The sequence below is a fragment of the Parvibaculum sp. genome, from assembly GCF_045863935.1.
GTDB lineage: Bacteria > Pseudomonadota > Alphaproteobacteria > Parvibaculales > Parvibaculaceae > Parvibaculum.
The window spans coordinates 44,649-60,744 of record NZ_BTVP01000004.1 but is presented as its reverse complement, the minus strand read 5'-3'; the positions used below and the strand labels follow the sequence as shown (position 1 = coordinate 60,744).

Below are 16,096 nucleotides of genomic sequence, written 5' to 3'. Positions count from 1 at the left end.
GAGAGACTCCTTCTTCTCTGGATGGTTTCGGGTCGCTTCCAGCCCCATTGCCAGACCCGGCCCGCTCGCACGAAGAAATCCGCTACTGCCTCACTGGCCCGTGTTTCTCTCGTCCCTATCGCCCGGAATACATGTTGGGCAGCCAGAGGGCGAGCTGCGGAAAGGCCATTACGATCGCGATGGTGATCAGCATGAGCACCACGAACGGTACGATTGAGCGGTAGATGTCCACAAGGGTAATCTCAGGCGGCGCCATGGCACGCATCAGGAAGAGATTATAGCCAAAGGGCGGCGTTATGTAGGCGACCTGACAGGTAATGACATAGAGAACGCCGAACCAGATCGGATCGAAGCCGAGTGTCCTGACGAGCGGAATATAGAGCGGTGCCACGATGACGAGCATCGCCGTGTCATCGAGGAACATCCCGAGGACCACGAAGGAAACCATCATCATGATGAGGACTTCCCAGGGTCCGAGGTCCCATGTTTCGAGCAGGAGAACCCTGATCGCATTCTTGGCGCCGAGCCCGTCATAGACGGCCCCGAAGCAGAGCGCGGCCAGAATGATCCACATAAACATGCAGGTGATGCTGAGCGTCTGCCGCATCGTGTCGTCCATCACGCGCCAGGTGAGTCGACGCTTCCACAACGCCGTAAGCGTGGCGGCCGTCGCACCGACGGCGGAGCTCTCGACCAGGCTCGTGACGCCGGTGAAGAAGAGCCCCATCATCGAGGCGAAAATCAGGATCGGCGCAATGCCCGCTTTCAGCAGGCGGAGCTTTTCTCCCCAGGTCACCTTCTCGAGTTCCTCGGCGGGAAGCGGAGGCCCGAGCTCCGGATGCCTCCTGCACCGGAAATAAACGTAGATGCCGAAAAGCGTGGCCATCAGAAGGCCGGGGATGATACCCGCGAGCCAGAGTTGCAGCACGGGCTGGCGCGCGATCATCGCGTAGAGGACCAGGACGACGCTCGGCGGAATAAGAATGCCGAGCGAGCTGCCCGCCTGAATGACGCCTGTGACCATGACCTTGTCGTAGCCGCGCCGCAGGAGTTCCGGCAGGGCAACGCTGGCGCCGATCGCCATGCCGGCGACGCTGAGACCATTCATGGCGGAGATGATGACCATGAGGCCGATCGTACCGAGCGCCAGACCGCCTTTCAGCGAGCCCATCCAGACATGGAACATGCGGTAGAGATCGCTCGCAATGCCCGACTCGGAGAGCATGTAGCCCATGTAGATGAAGAGCGGCAAAGTGAGCAACGGGTACCAGTTCAATACCTGGAAGGTGGCGTTGAACGGCATTTCGGAAGCGCCATCGCCCCACAGAAGAAGTGCCGCCGCAGCGGCCACAAAACCGATTGCGCCGAATACACGCTGGCCGGTGAGCAGCATCACCATGAGCGAGGAGAACATCAGCAGGGTGATGAGTTCATAACTCATGCGATGTCCTCGCCGCGAACGCGGGCCAGATCCTTGAAGAAGAAGGCGATCGCCTGCAATAGCATGAGCCCGATGCCGATCGTCATGATGAGTTTGATCGGCCAGAGAAGTGGCGCCCAGGCGGTGTAGTTCACCTGCTGGTAGGTGATGGCGTATTCCGTGCTCGATATGCCGCCCATCAGCAACACGACGAGATAGAAGACGAGGAAGAACGACGTGATGGTGTCCGTGAAGGCCATCTTTCTCGGCGACAATCGGCCGTAGAGAAGGTCCATCCTCACATGCGAGTTGATCTGCATCGAGTAGCCGCCGCCGAGCAGATAGTAGGCCGCGAGCAGAAACTGCCCCATCTCCATGACCCATGCGATCGGAACGTCGAAGACGGTGCGGGAAATGGAGGCGTAGAGCAAAATGCCGATCATCACGAAGATCAGCAGCATGACGACACGGCCGACCGCGCGGTTCACCGCCTCGACATACCGGACGAAAACTCTGGCTGCTCTCGGCAAGTTGCCTCTTTCGTTTTGATCGGCATTGGAATGGACGCTGCTCCAGGATCCCCCGGCATGCGACCATCCCGAAGGTGGGTCCGTGCGATATCAGTTTTTCAAGGCTGCACGGATTGCCGCGTCAAGGCAACCGGGGACACAACATCCGGACCTCAAAAAACGACACGTCGAGCGCTTTTTCGGCGCGCTGCACTGCGGTGATCACACAAGGGGCAGAATGGCGGGTTGTCAGGCAGGGGCTGCCACCCCGGCAGGCAGAGGCTAGCGCGTCACGCGGGCGAAGGTTAGCCCGCCAAGTGCGCCGGCAATCATCTGCGCGACGAAGCCCATGGTCGTCCGGGCGCCCGCAATCGGCGTGATCTCGTAAACCATGCCCATCACCGTCAGCGCGACCGCAAGAGCCGCCGCCCCGGCCACGCCATAGACGAGATAGCGCTGAGTTCCGGCAAACCTGTAGACGAGCGCCGCCGCCGACATCGCGACGAGAAACCCGATCGCGACAATGAGACCGAACATCGGCCCCATGCCGGCGATGTCATGTATGGTCGTGGACAGACGATCCGAAACGGGGATTTCAATGCCAAGTCCCGTCAGCTCGGCGAGAACGAATTGCGTATGAGCAATCGCGCCAAGCACGGTCGCCACGATCACAGCCAGGACAAATCCCAGCACAATCATCACGATACGCATTTCCCCCTCATTTCTTTCAAGCGCCATATGGCGCTATGATTGCACAGAATAACAGCAGTTGGGATGGGAAAGAGCCGATGGTGAAGCGGGCATTCGCGATAGGGGCATTGGCTGCGGCCGCGCTACTGGTTTCTCTACCGGGGTTTGCGCGAGCGCAGGACGAGGTTCCCGGCGACAGTCCCTACAAGATTACCGCCGTGGCGGAAGGGCTCGATCATCCCTGGAACCTCACTTTCATGCCGGACGGATCGATCCTCGTCGTCCAGTTGCCGGGTGAGATTCGCGTGCTTCGGGATGGTGTGATGGCGCCCGAGCCCGTTGCCGGCGTACCCGAGGTCTTTTTCAAGAGCCAGGGCGGCCTCTTCGAGGTACTGCCTGATCCGGACTTCGCCGAGAATGGATATGTCTATCTCTCCTACGCGCATGGCACGCCGGGAGAGAACGGCACGCGCGTTGCCCGCGCGCGCTTCGACGGTCAGTCGCTGAGCGAACTCGAAGTCATCTTCGAGGCCACACCGAAAAAGGATACGCCGGTCCACTATGGCGGCGTGATGACTTTCCTCCCAGACGGCACGCTGCTCGTCGCGGTGGGCGACGGCTTCGACTATCGCGAGCAAGCGCAACGCCTCGACAACGACCTTGGCAAGATCGTGCGCATCAATCGCGACGGCAGCGTTCCGGAAGACAACCCTTTCGTCGCACAGGAAGGCGCACGTCCGGAAATCTGGAGCTACGGACACCGCAACATTCAGGGCCTGATCTACGACGAGGCCTCGGGACGCGTCATCGAGCACGAGCACGGACCGCGGGGCGGCGATGAAATCAACATCATCGAGCCCGGCAAGAATTATGGCTGGCCGGTCATTACCTGGGGCATGGATTATTCCGGCGCGCGGGTTTCTCCCTATACGGAATATGAAGGGATGGAACAGCCCCTGCTCCACTGGACGCCATCAATTGCACCCTGCGGTTTTACGCTCTACCGCGGAGCCGTGTTTCCCGAATGGGAAGGCGACCTCTTCGTGGGCGCGCTCGCAGGACAGCATGTGCGGCGGATCGATATGGAAAATGGCGAGGTCGTGGCGCAGGAAGAACTCTTCGCCGATCTCGGCAAACGCATTCGCGATGTGGCGACGGGACCGGATGGCTATCTCTATCTGGTGACGGATGGAGAGGACGGATCGGTGCTGCGCGTCGCACCGGCCAAATAAGGTTGCATCCGACGGTATATTGCCTCGACTCGTCCTACGGCGAGAAGGCTCTCTTGTCTGGTGGTTCGGGATGAGGGCCACCCGGACCGCAGGCAGCTGCAAGTGCATCAGCCGTCTGATGGACGGGATTTCAGTTCCACGATTATCGGCAAGAAATCGAGGCTAATTCCGGCCGGATAGCTGTAGGGCTGGGTCCTGACGATGGCGTTTGCGAAGGCTTGATCGAGGGTCTTGTAGCCACTCGACCGCGTCAGCCGCAGGCTTACGATCTTACCCGAGCGGTGGATGATGACCTCGAATTCGGCCGATCCCTGGAAGCCTGCTGTTTCGGCCTGATCCACATTGGCAAGAATGGCGTCGCGGATGCGGTTGAAGAACGCGCTTGCGCCGCCGGAGCTGCGCGCGGCCTGTTGCTCACGGCTCGATGCGTCGGGCTTTCCCGAACGGACATCGAAGCCAGGAAGGATGGTTTGGGCCCAACCGGGAATGTCTTCCTCGGCCTGACTTTTCTGTTCCCTTGTCGTCTTTTCGTCCGGCTCCGGCTTGTCTTCCTTCGAGTCCGTCTGAAGAGGGCTGTCGTCCGGCTCCGTGTCCAGCCCGGGCGGCGCATCCGTGTCTTCGCCGGACCGCGAGAAAGGCGTTATTTCCGGCGCCTCCTGCTGAGGTTGCGGCTGGGGTTGGGGCTGTGGCTGCGGCTGCGGCTCCTGCACGAGATCGACCGAGATGGCAGGCGGATCGGCGGGAGGCATGGCAATCGGCGCGCGCAGGATGAAGGACAGGATCACGATGAGATTGATGAGGAGCGCGATGCCGATCGCGATGGTGAGTTCGCTCCAGGCCTTCTGACGCGGTGGGGGCGGCGGCACGACATGAAACGTATTGCGGAGCAATCCGTCATCCGCAGCCGGGGTGCTGCCGCTTACTGTCGTTGCACTCATTATCCTGCCCGGCTTCCGGCATTTTTGCGGCCGGTGCTTATCTCCGGCCCTCACCGGACGACCTTAACAGGCGGCGCCCGTTCATGGCAGGGGCGATGCGATCACAACACATCACGGATCGATGCGGGTGCCGGAGCGGCCAGACAGAATGTCCGCCGCCTTCCCCAAGGCGCCAATGAAGGCGGGGCGGCCGGTGGCAAGAGCGAAATCGCGCGCAGCCTCGATCTTTGGGCCCATCGAGCCCGCGGCAAAGGTGGCTGGGTCGAGCGCCCGGGCGGAGACGGCTTCGATGCGCGTTTGCGCGGGCGTGCCCCAGGCTTCGTAGACGCCGTCCACATCCGTGAGGATCAACAAGCAGCCGGCATCGAGATCCTTCGCCAGAAGGCAGGCCGCGAGGTCCTTGTCGATGACGGCTTCGACGCCTTCCGGGGCGCCCGCGGGTCCGGGCTGGACGGGAATGCCGCCGCCCCCGGCGCAAACGACGAGGCATCCGCTATCGACGAGGCGACGGATCGCGGCGAGCTGCACGATGCTGCGCGGCGCGGGCGAAGCGACGACGCGGCGCCAGGCCTTGCCGTCCGGGCCATCCGGTGCGACGGCCCAGCCGCGTTCGGCGGCGAGCGCCTGCGCCGTCTTCTTGTCGTAGACCGGACCGATGGGCTTCGACGGCTTTGCGAAGGCGGGGTCGGCGGGATCGACCAGCGTTTGCGTGAGCACGGTCACGATTTCACGCTCCGGAAGCGCACGGCGCATCGCCTCCTCGATGACATAACCGATCATGCCCTGCGATTCCGCACCGAGCACATCGAGCGGGTAAGGCGGCGCGCCTTTGTAGGCGTCGGCTTCGAGGGCGAGGAGGCCGACCTGGGGACCATTGCCGTGCACGAGCACGAGTTCATGTTCGCGGGCAAGATTTGCCAGCGCCGTTGCGGCTTCGGCCATGTTGCGGCGCTGCTCGCCGATGCCGAGCGTGTCGCCGCGTTTCAGGAGCGCGTTTCCACCGATGGCAACGAGGATGCGCATGGCTCAGGCACCTTGCGGCGCGGGCTGCTGCTGCGTGATGCAGTGGATGTTGCCGCCCCCGAGGAGAATTTCGCGCGCGGGAACGGCGATCACCTTGCGGTCGGGAAAGAGCGCCGCGATCTGCGCGCGCGCCGGATCGTCATGGGCATCGCCGAAGGCCGGCATCACGATCGTGCCGTTCGCGATGTAGAAATTGATGTAGGAGGCGGCGAGACGCATGCCTTCGGTGCGGGGCTGGGTTCCCTCCACGACGTCGACGCCGCTGCTTTCCTCCGCCGTGATATGCACGGGGTCCGGCTGGTGGATGCGGTGAATTTCGAGTTTGCGGCCCTTCGCATCCGTCGCCGCCGAAAGACGCTCGAAAGCATCCTGTGAAATCTCGTATTGGGGATCGTTCCTGTCGTCCGTCCAGGTCAGCGCGACGACGCCGGGGCGCACGAAGCAGGCGAGATTGTCGATGTGGCCGCTCGTCTCGTCCTCATGGACGCCAAGGCCGAGCCATATGAATTTTTTCAGGCCAAGGTAATCCGCGAGCACATGCTCGATCTCTTCGCGCGTCATGCCGGGATTGCGGTTCGGATTGAGGAGGCATTCCTCCGTGGTGAGGAGCGTGCCTTCACCATCGACATGGATGGAGCCGCCTTCGAGAATAATGGGAGCGCGGTAACGCGGGACGCTTTCGATCTCGGCTACCTTGGCGGCGACGAGATCGTCCTGGTCCCAGGGGAAATAGAGGCCGCCATCGAGCCCGCCCCAGGCGTTGAAGATCCAGTCAATGGCGCGAACGCCGCCCTTGCCGTCCACGACGAAAGTGGGACCGCAATCGCGCATCCAGGAATCGTCGTTCGAGATTTCGACGACGCGGATTTCCGGCGCGAGCATGGCGCGGGCGTTCGAGAACTGGCGAGGCGAGGCGCCGACCGTGACCGGCTCGCCGGTTGCAATGGCGGCGGCGACCGCGGCGAAAGCATGCTGCGCGGGCTTTGCGCCGAGGCGCCAGTTGTCCGGCCGTTCGGGCCAGAGCATCCATGTGCCCGCATGGGGCTCGAACTCCGCGGGCATGCGGAAGCCATCCGCCCGGGGGGTCGTCACCAGTGTCCGCACCATTCGAAAACTCCCGACAGAAAGAGGCGGCGACGCCTTGTGCGCCGCCGCCCGATTTTACCACATGACTCAGGCAGCGCGCTTGCGCCCGCCCCAGCGAACCAGTCCTTCGCCGATCACCACGGTGACGACGACGCCGATGGCAATGGAGATGGCATAGGTCATGTCGAACTCGCCCGGCGTGTAAATGAAGAAGACGATCGCCTGCAGGATGAAGAGCATGCAGAGGATCGCCAGGACGAGGGCGCCGCCCTGCCCGCCCGGTACGCGATAGGGGCGCGGCGTGGCCGGGTCGATTGCCCGCAGCCGCAGGAAGGCCGCGAACATGATGAGATAAGGCAGCAGGAAGACGATGGAGGAGAAGGCGAAGAGCGTCCAGAAGAGGTCTTCCGCATCCGCCGCGAGGAAGCCGTAGATCACGATGACGACGGTCGTTACCACGCCGGTGACGATGGCGGCGCTTGCGGGCGTGCGATGAACCGCATGGAGCCGTGCGAACATCGCCGGAAGATTGCCGTCGAGCGCGGCCTCGGCGGCCGAACGGTTCGCGCCCATGGTCCAGGTGACCATGTTGGCGAGGAAGGAATAGAGCGCCATGAGGCCGAGGAGGACGACGAAGGTGCCGCCGGCGCCGCCTTCGCCGAGGAGGACGCGCAAGGTATCGACGATGCCACTGACAAGGTTGATTTCGTCGAGCGGCAGGGCAATGAGGATGCCGATGGTCGCGAAGAGGTAGAAAGCGGCGATCAGGATGCCGGAGAGAGCGATGGTGAGCGGCACGTCGCGGGCGGGATTTTTCATTTCCGCGCTCGCGCCCGACATGAGCTCGAAGCCCATGAAATTGTAGACGATGACCGGCAGGAAGGCGAGCGAGGCACCCCAGCTCGGTGTCATGCTGGAGAGGGTGAGTTCGTTCGCGACGCCGTGATTTGCGGCATAGACGAAACCGCCGATGCCGATGATGAGCATGATCGCGACCTTGAAGATGGCGCCGAGATTGGGCACCCATTTGCCGATGTCGAGGCGGACGATGTTGACCCAGACCGTGATCCAGGTGAGCACGACCGCGATGGCGATCTGCGGCCAGAGTTCGAGTTCCGGCATGAAGAGCGCGGCGAAGATGCCGGCGAAGAGAATGAAGACAGAGGGCTGCCAGAGCGCGACGTTGATCCACCACAGCCATGCGGTCCGTCCGCCCCAGCGCGCACCGAAGGCCCGGCGGACCCAGGCATAAATGCCGCCCTGATCCGGATAGGCGCTGCCGAGTTCAGCCGTGATCAGGCCGTAGGGGATGAAAAAGAACACCATGGTGAATATCCACCAGAAGACGGATTGCGGGCCGATGGCCGCGGATGCCGCAAGCTGGTCGATAACGAGGATGGCGCAGACTGTGAACAGTGTCAGGTCGAGACCGCGCATGACCTTCTTGTAGCCACGCGGATTGGCGGTGGATTGATCGGTCATCATTTTTCTCCCGATAAGATTGAACCTGTTACGCGTGGTACAAGCCGCTCTACTCACGGCGGGATCAGAAAAAGTCCGTCAGAAAATCCTCGACAAGTCCCCGGTGGCGGGCGAGCAAAGCTTCCGAGGGACGCTTCAGGCGGGGATAGACGAACCAGACGAGGAGCGCCTTCTCCGTGTGCAGCCGGTTTTCCGACTGATCGAGAATGACGGATTGCGGCCCGTCCATGACTTCATCCGTCGCCTCGACGCCGCGCGAGGCGGGAAGGCAGTGCATGAAACGCGCATCGGCGGGCGCCTTCGCCATCAGCGCCGCGTTGACCTGGAATTTCGGCATGAAGGCAGCGCTGCGCTCCGGTATCTCGCTTTCCTGGCCAACCCACCACCAGAGATCTGTGTAGACGAAATCGGCGTCGGCGACGGCGGCGGCCGGATCGTCGGTGAAGTTTATCCTCGCACCGGATTGCGCGCAGGCATCCTTCACCATGGCGCGATGCGCTTCGGAGACCTGGTACTTCGCGGGCGCGGCCTGCGTGAAGGACATGCCCAAACGGGCGCATATGAACATGAGCGAGACGCAGACATTGGTCGCGTCGCCGACAAAGACGAGCTTGAGGTCCTCGAGCTTCTTACCCTTCGGTGCATGCTCCGTCATGGTGAAGACGTCGCAGAGGACCTGCGTCGGATGGTTGAAATCCGTAAGACCGTTGATGATGGGGACGGTTGCGTATTTCGCGAGATCGAGCACGGTCTGATGTTTCAGCGTGCGCGCCTCGATGACGTCGACCATGCGGGAGACGACGCGCGCGGTATCGGCGATCGACTCGCGGGCACCGAGATGGATTTCGCCGGGGCGCAGGTAGAGAGCGTGACCGCCGAGCTTGGTCATCGCGACCTCGAAGGAGACGCGGGTGCGGGTCGACGGTTCCTCGAAGATCATCCCCAGAGAGGCGCCGTTCAAAAGCCTCGGACAGGCGCCGTCCTTGTCGGCGCGCTTGAGCAGGGCTGTCAGCTCCATCATGTGGAGCAACTCTTCCTTCGAGAAGTCGAGAATCTGAACGAAATGGCGCAGCATCAAGGGGGCCCTCTTTACGTGCGGGAGAACTGGCCCGATTATCCCTGCTTCGGCCCGCTGGCGACTTGATCGAGCGCAATGCAGTTTTCGGCTCGCGGGTCACGGCTGGCGACAAAGTGACGCAAAGAGCCAGCCCTGAGGTATTGGACAAAACGATGACACAACTGACAGTTGCAGCCACGCAAATGGCCTGCGGTCACGACCGGGATGAAAACATCGCACGCGCGGAGAAGCTCGTCCATGCCGCCGCGGAACGGGGCGCGGGCGTGATCCTGCTGCAGGAGCTCTTCGAGACCCCCTATTTCTGCAAGGATACCGAGCCGGAGCTGATGCACCTCGCCGTACCGGCGAGCGACAATCCTGCGGTGCAGCATTTTCGTTCCATTTCGGCCAAGTATGAGGCGGTGCTGCCGATCTCGATCTACGAGCGCGCGAACAATGCGCAGTACAATTCGCTGGTGATGATCGACAATGGCGAGATCCTGGGCGTCTATCGCAAGTCGCATATTCCGGACGGACCGGGATACCGCGAGAAATACTACTTCAGCCCGGGCGACACCGGCTTCCATGTCTGGAACACAAGGCGCGGCCGCGTGGGCGCCGCCATCTGCTGGGACCAGTGGTTTCCGGAGACGGCGCGCATTCTGGCGCTGAAGGGGGCAGATGTCGTGCTCTACCCGACAGCCATCGGTTCGGAACCTCATGACGAGACGATCCATTCCCGCGACCATTGGCAGCGGACGATGCAAGGTCACTCCGCGGCGAATCTCGTGCCCATCGTCGCGTCGAACCGGATCGGACGGGAGGAAGGAAAGAGCTGCGCCATCACCTTCTACGGCTCCTCCTTCATCACCGATGCAACGGGAGCGAAGGTCGCGGAAGCGAGCGAGCACGAGGAAGACGTTCTCACGGCAACGTTCGACATCGAGCAGAACAGACGGCAACGCGTGAACTGGGGCGTGTTTCGCGACCGCCGGCCGGAGCTCTATGGCGACATCCTGACATTGGACGGTACACAGCGGCGCTAGCCGAGAGCGATGTCCGCCACGATGGGGAGATGGTCGGAAATGTCGCGTGCGGCACGATCCGTCCAGCTTCGCAATATGCGTGCCGGTGAGCTGCAATAGATCCTGTCGAGACGGAGAAGCGGACGGACCGCGGGGAAGGTCCGCTCCATCGTCCGCGAGGGCAGTTCCCGCTTCAGGCGGCGGCGGACCCACCCGAATGAGAACCAGTCGTTGAAGTCGCCCATCATGATGCAGGCCCCCTCGCCCTGCCGCGCAAGGGCGGCAAGCTTCGCCGACTGCATGCGCCTTTCCCAGATGCTCAATCCGAGATGGGTGGTGACGAGACGGAACATCCCTTGCGGCGCGGAGACATTCGTCGCGATGGCGCAGCGCGGCTCTCGCGCATGCAGGGAAAGGTCGTGGACGCAGGTTTCCGACAACGGAAAGCGGCTGATGACGGCGTGTCCGTAGTGACCATCCGGCGCCGAGATGGTGCGCGCCTCCGCCGCGTGCTCCCCGAGCGCCTCCTTGAGCTCGCAGACGGGCGCCTGGCTACCGCTTCTTCCGCGCGAGTCGACCTCCTGCAGCGCAATCACATCGGGGTCGTAGGTTGCGACAAGGTTGGCGATGCGGGCGAGATCGTAGCGACGATCCGGGCCCATGCCGCCGTGAATGTTCCAACTCAACACACGCAACGCTTTTCTCATCTCCCGCGATTTCTCCATCGAGTGGCCAGACGCTGGAGCATGAGAGCGAAAACGATCCAGAGCGACAGCGCACCGAACGCGACGGCAAGATCGGAGAAAGAGGGATTCTCGAACATGGCAAAAACGCGGTCGCCAAGAATGGAAAGAAGAAGGATACCCGGCGCGAGACCGAGGAAAGTCCCAACTGCGTATTCCATAAAGGGAATGCGAAGCGCACCCGCCACGAGGTTTACCAGCATGAAGGGCGCGACCGGCACGAGGCGGATGGTAGCGATGGCGAGAATGCCTCTCTCGCCGATGCCACGGCTCACACGGTTGATGCGTGGACCTATCGTGTTGCGGAGGAAGCGCGCACCGAGCCCGCGGCCCGCGCCATAGGTCGCGACGGCACTCGACATCGACCCAACTGCCGCATAGAGCAGCCCCGGCCAGAGACCGAAGGTTCCGGCAGTGACAATGATGAGAACCGTGACCGGAAACGCAAAGAAACCAGTGACGACATAGAGCGCAACAATGATCGCCGCGGCAAAGGGGCTGTTTGCCAGGCTGCCGAAGGTCGCGCGGAGCGTGTCTGGCCGGGCATATTCCGAGAGGGGCGTGTATCGCCACAGAAGACCGAGCGCCGCGACGAAGAGAAGAAGCGCGACGCCTCGCGCAATGGCGGGAACACGGCTTCGCCGGCCTTCGCCGGGATAATCCACGATGTCGGCCAAATATTCGTCTGCGGCAATCGGCCGGCCGGGGTCGGCAATCGCCTCGACCGTTGCGAGGCCGGCGCCAGCGACCGTCTCGCCGTCCTCGACGGGCCGCAAACCTCGGTCTGCATTCTTGCCGCAGCGCTCCACCGCCTCCAACACCGATCCGGTTTCGTGGATCGTCGCCAGAGCCCCATCCGTTCCGGCGCCACAATGCTCGCCGACAAGACGGGCGAGCGAGCGCAGGACAGCCGAGCGGCTCCGTTCGTCTTCCGCCTCGATGGCCAGGTCGCATTCCGTATCCACGCCCATGGACCGATTGCAGATATTCGCCGAGCCGACACGCAGCAGACGATCATCCACAATCATCACCTTCGAATGGACCATGACGGGAGTTTCGGCCTTCCCTTCTCCTACCGATGGATAAAGAAGCCGAACGCGATCTTCCACACCGGCCTCGCGCAATACATTCATGAAGCGGATGCGCCCGGCGAGCATGGACTGCTGTTCCAGCCAAGAGACATGCGTCTGAGGCGCAACCAGCAGCACTTCGAGCCGCGGCGTTTCGCGAAGGCGCGCCGCGAGCGCCCGGGCGACTTCAAGACAGGTGAGAAACTGGTTCTCGATATAGATCCAGCGCTCAGCACTCGCGATGGAATCGACAAAGAGACGCGCGACCTCTCTCACTTCCTTTTCACCGTTGCCGGAAGGCAGTGTGCGCGCAATGCCCACCCGCACATCGCGGAAATGCGGCTCGACCTCTTCAGGCCACGGATCGTGGCTGCCGCCTCCTGCCGGTTCGAGGTCCTCGCAAGCGGCGTTGCGCCAGCGCCAGCGCGCGAGTTCGTCCAGCGCGGCGGCTGCATCTCCATCGACCATCATCTGTACGTCATGGAACGGCCGATAGGGACGCTTTGCCTGATCGACGCGCCAGCTGTTCTCCGGATCATGCGCCGACGTATCCCAGCGGCGGACAGTGAGGTCGATGCCACCGCAAAACGCAAGACAGCCGTCGATCACGACGATCTTCTGGTGATGCGAGCCACCGAACGGAACCTGATTGTCGAGACAGAAATCGATATTGGCCGGCGTATTCAAACGCAGCGGCAGGGCGGGCAACAGTTCGCGTTCCGTCGCGTAGATGACGGAATAATCCCAAAGCAGAAGCTTGATTTCGAGGCCGGGTCTCTCGCCCGCGAGCCTTTTCAGGAAATCGCCGAAGAGTTCGGGGTAGCCGTCATCCGCCTCTCCGCCCGGTCCGACGAAGCGCATGCGGCTGTCTATGTCCCAGCCCACGACGATGAGCGACCGGCGGGCCTGGAGCATGGACGCACGGAGGACGCCGAAATATTCAGCGGCGTCCACCAGCATGCGGGCGCGGCGCGCTTTCTCGACCCGCCAGACATTGCCCGACGGTTCAAGAATGCTCGAGTTTCCAAGCTCTTCCGCCGCTTCCGGGCCGGAATAGCGATGCACCGGCATGTGAGACCCTGGTTCGCTTCAAACTCCTCGGGCAAAACAACGCCCCAAGCGAAGAAAAGTCTCACCTCATGGAGAAATTTGGCCGGCACTCTCCGGCATCGCGGAGAGAGTTATCGTGCGGAAGCCGAGATGCGTCGTGGCGAGATCAGCTTCCTGTGGCTGGCGCGCACCGGGCCTGTAGCGGAGGCAATATGACGGCGCGCACAGCCAGGAACCGCCCTTGATGACGCGGGTGCCCGGCGCGCCCTCATAGACGTCGGTGGTCCACTCCCAGAGATTTCCGATCATGTCATAAAGGCCGAGTGCGTTCGGTTCGAAGCAACCGACCGGCGCGATGCCAACGAAGCCATCTTCCGCTTCGTTGATGACGGGGAAGATGCCCTGCCATGTATTCGCCTCGCGGGGCTGAGCGCGCGGGTTCGGCGCATCGGGGTCCGCCGCACGCGACGCCCATTCCCATTGCGCTTCTGAGGGAAGCACCCTTCCCTTCCATGCCGCATAGGCAAGCGCGTCCTCATGGGCGATGGCCGTGACGGGAAACTGCTCGCGGCCCTCGATCGACGTATCCGGGCCGCCCGGATGCCGCCAGTTGGCACCCGGCACGTATTGCCACCATTGCGAGATGTCGCCCATTCCACTCACGTCGTTGGGCATGATGAAGACGACCGCGCCGGGCTTCTGCATTTCAGGCGGCAGACCCGGATGAGCGACCGTATCGACCGGACGCTCGGGAACGGTGACGTAGCCGGTCGCATCGACGAAGGCCGCAAATTCGGCATTCGTGACTTCCGTCCTGTCCATCCAGAACCCTTCCACGGTCACCTCGCGAAGGGGCTCCTCCTCCGGATAGAAGGTATCGCCCATGGTGAAGGTGCCGCCCGGCACCCAGACCATGCCGGCACGGGGCCCCGGAGCGCCGGCGGAAGGCGGAAGGCAGCTCGTCCGTTCCGCTTCCGCGAGACGCGACGCTTCCTTGCCGCCATGCAGCCAAAGATTGGCCGCCGCCGTCACAAGGACGACGACGGCAACAACGATAGCAGCGATGACCCATCGTGGATTCACAGCTTGCACCGATCAGTTCGCCCAGAAGACAAATTCATCTTCCGGTCCGCGCGGCGCGCCGCCGAGCGGCCTGTCGATCATCATGGGCGCCTCGACGAGCGCCGGCCAGATCGGCTCGGCCTGCTCATCGTCGATTTCCTCAAGCGCGGCTATCATTTCCGCGAGCTTCTCCGGATTGTCGCCGGCGAGGTTCACCTGTTCCGTCGGATCCTCCGCGAGATTGAAGAGCCAGTTCTTCTTCGGCCGCTCGGAGACCTGAAGTTTCCAGTCTCCTTTCAGGAGCGTCTTGTAGTGGCTGGAGCGGAAGTACAGCGGACGTTCGCCGAGGCCACCTTCCCAATCGGTCAGGCCGAGAAGATCGATACCGTCGTAAACGCGGTCCTGAGCCAGGGAGGCACCCGCAGCTGCCGCGGCGGTCGCGAAGATGTCGACATGCGCCGCACGGTGTTCGACGGTTTTCCCTTCGGGTACATGGCCCGGCCACTTCAGGAAGAAGGGCACATGGATACCGCCCTCGAAGAAGCTCGCCTTGAAGCCACGATAAGGATCGTTGATGTCCGGCAGACCGATATAGTTCGCGCCGCCATTGTCGCTCGTGAAGACCACGATGGTGTTTTCCTCGAGCCCCTGCTTGCGCAGTTCATCCAGCACCTCGCCCACACCACGGTCGAGCGCGACGATCATCGCCGCATAGGTGCGCAGCGTGTGATCCTCGATGTGAGAAAGCTTGTCGTAGTCCGACTTCAACGCCTGAAGCGGCGTGTGCACCGCATTGTAGGAGAGGTACATGAAGAAAGGACGATTGCGGTTCGCCTGGATCGCCTTCACCGCTTCGTTGGTGAGATAGTCGGTCATGTATTCGGACGGCTCGAAACGGTCACCGCCATTGAACTGAACGGCGAAGGGCAGGTTTGCCCAGAGGAATTTGTCGATCGGGTCGAAGTCCTGAATGGAGTTCACGACATTCGGGTCGTTCTTCGGCAGGAAGAGCGAGGCGCCGGGCGCGAAGCCGAGAGCCTCATCGAAACCGCGCGTCTCCGGCCGCGTCGTATCTGTGCCGCCGAGATGCCACTTGCCGAGCATGAGCGTGTGGTAACCCTGCTCCTGCAACATCCTTGAAATATAGATCTCGTTTTCCGGCACGCTCATCATGTTGACGTCGGGCACGTCTTTCTCGCGTTCCTCGAAATAGATGGCACCGTTATCCGCGAAAGTTGCGATGGTTTTCGCGAACTGGGGCGGCGCGGGCGTGAACTCGAAACCGAACCGCGTTGCGTAGCGGCCGGTCATGATGGCCGCGCGAGAGGGCGCGCAAGTCGCGTTACCGGCATAGCCGTTCGCGAAGGTGACGCCGCGCTTTGCGATGGAGTCGATATTCGGTGTCGGGACGATGCCGCCGCCACCGAAGGAGATGTCGTTGAAGCCGAGATCATCGGCGAGGATCACAACGATGTTCGGCCGCCGCTCGCTTGCCGGTATGGCCGCGTCCGCCGGTCCCTGATCCCAGGTCACTTCACGGTTCGGCTGAACGGGATCGCGAATTTCCTGCAGGATGCCGGGCAGGTAGTACCAGTAGCGGTTGAAGAGGACGACGCCTGTAACGGCAACGACTACGAGCGCCGCGAGGGCGATGCCCGCGCCGCGTTTCCCGATTTTCATGATACCCGCTCCCTCCCGTTTTAATGTTA

14 protein-coding genes are annotated in these 16,096 nt (G+C 62.4%); 2 read left to right on the top strand and 12 right to left on the bottom strand.

Features of this window, described 5'->3' with window-relative positions:
- Nucleotides 1-115 precede the first annotated feature (115 nt).
- From ACKUUH_RS02935 to ACKUUH_RS02925, 3 genes are all read right to left on the bottom strand, one after another.
- Nucleotides 116-1,441, bottom strand: coding sequence for a TRAP transporter large permease subunit (locus tag ACKUUH_RS02935; RefSeq protein WP_407948363.1), 1,326 nt, complete (start codon nucleotides 1,439-1,441; stop codon nucleotides 116-118).
- Nucleotides 1,438-1,950, bottom strand: a complete 513-nt coding sequence (locus tag ACKUUH_RS02930; RefSeq protein ID WP_407948362.1) for a TRAP transporter small permease subunit — start codon at nucleotides 1,948-1,950, stop codon at nucleotides 1,438-1,440. Before ACKUUH_RS02930 ends, ACKUUH_RS02935 begins: the two co-directional genes overlap by 4 nt.
- Nucleotides 1,951-2,211: 261 nt before the next feature.
- Nucleotides 2,212-2,640 carry a hypothetical protein gene (locus ACKUUH_RS02925; protein ID WP_407948361.1) on the bottom strand — a complete coding sequence of 143 codons (429 nt, stop codon included), beginning with the start codon at nucleotides 2,638-2,640 and terminating at the stop codon, nucleotides 2,212-2,214.
- A gap of 77 nt (nucleotides 2,641-2,717) precedes the next feature.
- On the opposite strand from ACKUUH_RS02925, the gene ACKUUH_RS02920 reads away from it, so the two are divergent.
- Nucleotides 2,718-3,851 carry a PQQ-dependent sugar dehydrogenase gene (locus ACKUUH_RS02920; protein WP_407948360.1) on the top strand — a complete coding sequence of 378 codons (1,134 nt, stop codon included), beginning with the start codon at nucleotides 2,718-2,720 and terminating at the stop codon, nucleotides 3,849-3,851.
- Nucleotides 3,852-3,958: 107 nt separating this feature from the next.
- Here the strand turns inward: ACKUUH_RS02920 and ACKUUH_RS02915 are convergent, their stop codons facing one another.
- From ACKUUH_RS02915 to ptcA, 5 genes are all read right to left on the bottom strand, one after another.
- Nucleotides 3,959-4,789 (bottom strand): TonB C-terminal domain-containing protein, encoded by an 831-nt coding sequence (locus ACKUUH_RS02915; RefSeq protein WP_407948359.1) that lies wholly within the window; start codon nucleotides 4,787-4,789, stop codon nucleotides 3,959-3,961.
- Nucleotides 4,790-4,900: 111 nt separating this feature from the next.
- Nucleotides 4,901-5,812 carry a carbamate kinase gene (locus ACKUUH_RS02910; RefSeq protein ID WP_407948358.1) on the bottom strand — a complete coding sequence of 304 codons (912 nt, stop codon included), beginning with the start codon at nucleotides 5,810-5,812 and terminating at the stop codon, nucleotides 4,901-4,903.
- 3 nt (nucleotides 5,813-5,815) lie between these two features.
- A complete protein-coding gene (aguA, locus tag ACKUUH_RS02905; protein ID WP_407948357.1) occupies nucleotides 5,816-6,919 on the bottom strand; it encodes an agmatine deiminase in 1,104 nt (367 codons plus the stop codon).
- Nucleotides 6,920-6,985: 66 nt separating this feature from the next.
- A complete protein-coding gene (locus tag ACKUUH_RS02900; RefSeq protein WP_407948356.1) occupies nucleotides 6,986-8,380 on the bottom strand; it encodes an APC family permease in 1,395 nt (464 codons plus the stop codon).
- Between the two features lie 64 nt (nucleotides 8,381-8,444).
- Complete coding sequence (ptcA, locus tag ACKUUH_RS02895) at nucleotides 8,445-9,455, bottom strand: putrescine carbamoyltransferase (protein WP_407948355.1); 1,011 nt, start codon at nucleotides 9,453-9,455, stop codon at nucleotides 8,445-8,447.
- Nucleotides 9,456-9,610: 155 nt separating this feature from the next.
- On the opposite strand from ptcA, the gene aguB reads away from it, so the two are divergent.
- Nucleotides 9,611-10,483 (top strand): N-carbamoylputrescine amidase, encoded by an 873-nt coding sequence (gene aguB / locus ACKUUH_RS02890; RefSeq protein WP_407948354.1) that lies wholly within the window; start codon nucleotides 9,611-9,613, stop codon nucleotides 10,481-10,483.
- Here aguB and ACKUUH_RS02885 read toward each other — a convergent pair.
- The 4 genes from ACKUUH_RS02885 to ACKUUH_RS02870 all read right to left on the bottom strand — a co-directional run bounded on the left by ACKUUH_RS02885 (nucleotide 10,480) and on the right by ACKUUH_RS02870 (nucleotide 16,067).
- Entirely contained in the window at nucleotides 10,480-11,169 is a 690-nt protein-coding gene (locus ACKUUH_RS02885; RefSeq protein WP_407948352.1) for an endonuclease/exonuclease/phosphatase family protein, read from the bottom strand. The two genes, aguB and ACKUUH_RS02885, sit on opposite strands and share 4 nt — an antisense overlap.
- A complete protein-coding gene (locus tag ACKUUH_RS02880; RefSeq protein ID WP_407948351.1) occupies nucleotides 11,166-13,346 on the bottom strand; it encodes a VTT domain-containing protein in 2,181 nt (726 codons plus the stop codon). The genes ACKUUH_RS02885 and ACKUUH_RS02880 overlap by 4 nt, the downstream gene beginning before the upstream one ends.
- A gap of 66 nt (nucleotides 13,347-13,412) precedes the next feature.
- Entirely contained in the window at nucleotides 13,413-14,417 is a 1,005-nt protein-coding gene (locus tag ACKUUH_RS02875; protein WP_407948350.1) for a formylglycine-generating enzyme family protein, read from the bottom strand.
- A 3-nt stretch (nucleotides 14,418-14,420) separates the two neighbouring features.
- The gene (locus ACKUUH_RS02870) at nucleotides 14,421-16,067 is read right to left on the bottom strand and encodes a sulfatase-like hydrolase/transferase (RefSeq protein WP_407948349.1); all 1,647 of its coding nucleotides are present in this window, start codon (nucleotides 16,065-16,067) and stop codon (nucleotides 14,421-14,423) included.
- Nucleotides 16,068-16,096 lie beyond the last annotated feature (29 nt).

Bases quoted from the DNA above. Each gene is read 5' to 3' on its own strand.
- ACKUUH_RS02885 (WP_407948352.1), bottom strand. From the start codon at position 11,169: ATGAGAAAAGCGTTGCGTGTGTTGAGTTGGAACATTCACGGCGGCATG.
- aguA (WP_407948357.1), bottom strand. From the start codon at position 6,919: ATGGTGCGGACACTGGTGACGACCCCCCGGGCGGATGGCTTCCGCATG.
- ACKUUH_RS02910 (WP_407948358.1), bottom strand. From the start codon at position 5,812: ATGCGCATCCTCGTTGCCATCGGTGGAAACGCGCTCCTGAAACGCGGC.
- ACKUUH_RS02900 (WP_407948356.1), bottom strand. From the start codon at position 8,380: ATGACCGATCAATCCACCGCCAATCCGCGTGGCTACAAGAAGGTCATG.
- aguB (WP_407948354.1), top strand. From the start codon at position 9,611: ATGACACAACTGACAGTTGCAGCCACGCAAATGGCCTGCGGTCACGAC.
- ACKUUH_RS02925 (WP_407948361.1), bottom strand. From the start codon at position 2,640: ATGCGTATCGTGATGATTGTGCTGGGATTTGTCCTGGCTGTGATCGTG.
- ACKUUH_RS02880 (WP_407948351.1), bottom strand. From the start codon at position 13,346: ATGCCGGTGCATCGCTATTCCGGCCCGGAAGCGGCGGAAGAGCTTGGA.
- ACKUUH_RS02915 (WP_407948359.1), bottom strand. From the start codon at position 4,789: ATGAGTGCAACGACAGTAAGCGGCAGCACCCCGGCTGCGGATGACGGA.
- ptcA (WP_407948355.1), bottom strand. From the start codon at position 9,455: ATGCTGCGCCATTTCGTTCAGATTCTCGACTTCTCGAAGGAAGAGTTG.
- ACKUUH_RS02920 (WP_407948360.1), top strand. From the start codon at position 2,718: ATGGTGAAGCGGGCATTCGCGATAGGGGCATTGGCTGCGGCCGCGCTA.
- ACKUUH_RS02870 (WP_407948349.1), bottom strand. From the start codon at position 16,067: ATGAAAATCGGGAAACGCGGCGCGGGCATCGCCCTCGCGGCGCTCGTA.
- ACKUUH_RS02935 (WP_407948363.1), bottom strand. From the start codon at position 1,441: ATGAGTTATGAACTCATCACCCTGCTGATGTTCTCCTCGCTCATGGTG.